Origin of the sequence: Hydrogenispora ethanolica, assembly GCF_004340685.1 — a bacterium.
GTDB classification, from domain to species: Bacteria; Bacillota; UBA4882; order UBA8346; family UBA8346; genus Hydrogenispora; species Hydrogenispora ethanolica.
This window is the reverse complement of the sequence record NZ_SLUN01000098.1, coordinates 1-1,207: the sequence shown is the minus strand read 5'-3', so window position 1 is coordinate 1,207 and position 1,207 is coordinate 1. Positions and strand designations below refer to the sequence as shown.

Here is a 1,207-nt window from a genome sequence, read left to right as displayed (position 1 = left end):
AATATTCCGATACGTACCATCACTGATTACCTTAAGCGCTGGGGATTCACTTTTCAAAAACCAGCAAAACAAGCCTATGAACAAAGACCGGAAGCGGTTCAAAAATGGCTTGATGAAGAATATCCCGCCATTAAGGAACGTGCCAAGCACGAGAAAGCAGAAATCTATTGGGGCGACGAAACCGGTATTCAAAATGATGCATATCAAGCCAAAGGGTTCGCTCCGAAAGGGAAAACACCGATCATCAAGCTTAACGTGAATAAAAGTCGAGTGAACATGATTTCCGCCATTTCAAATCGAGGCTTGGTACGATTTATGCTTTATGAAGACACCATGACGGCAGAACGGTTAATTCAATTTATGTTCAGATTGATTAAGGATGCAAACCGTAAGGTTTACTTGATTCTCGATAATTTACGGACCCATCATAGCAAGAACGTCAAACAATGGCTTGAAAAGAACAAGGACAAAATTGAAGTATTTTATCTCCCTTCCTATTCACCGGAGCTTAATCCGGATGAATACCTCAATGGTGATTTGAAACGTCGAGTTCATTCAGGTATACCGGCACGTACACTTAAAGACCTAAAGAAGAAAACCCGTTCGTTTATGAAAACCTTACAACGGCGTTCGTACCATGTTAAAAATTACTTCAAACATGACCGTGTTTCTTATGCTGCTTGATGGATATGTTTTGTCACCGGATTAATAGTTCAAATTCATATTCATCCTTATCATAACCTTTAGACCCTTCCTGCAAAATGAAACGGCTTAAGCGTAACAAATCTAAATTATTCTTATCATTATTACTTTTATCCTCATCAGAATAACTCATATAAAGTTCGATTTCCCAGAAGTCCTTATCAATAAAGCTTAATATAGGAATCACTAACCCACTGCTACATGCTCCAGAAAGTTTTGGAAGATGGGTGTCCGGTGGAATCTTAAAATTCATGTTAAGATCAAAAAAATTCAAAGTGGAAGAACATACTGTATGGTGATTCGTCGTATCGATGGCAGATTGTTACTGCTGCCGTAAAATGTCCAGAAATAGACGGAATAAGGCGTCCTGAAGTTGACGGAATTAAAGACCAAAAAGCGAATACCCCAAGCGTCTAAAAGGAAGGGAGGGAGAATCAAGCCAATTCTCCCTGCACCACCAGTTTCACCATGTGATCGTCAATGATCCGTCGACTGTTTTGGGCTC

General features: G+C 39.8%; 2 protein-coding genes. One reads left to right on the top strand and one right to left on the bottom strand.

From position 1 onward, the window contains the following. Positions 1-684 (top strand): IS630 family transposase (locus EDC14_RS26465; protein WP_132018447.1); only part of this gene is annotated, 684 nt, incomplete at its 5' end. Between the two features lie 13 nt (positions 685-697). On the opposite strand, the gene EDC14_RS26460 is transcribed toward EDC14_RS26465, so the two are convergent. Then, positions 698-955: a hypothetical protein gene (locus EDC14_RS26460; protein WP_132018444.1), complete on the bottom strand. Its 258-nt coding sequence runs from the start codon at positions 953-955 to the stop codon at positions 698-700. Positions 956-1,207: the final 252 nt, after the last annotated feature.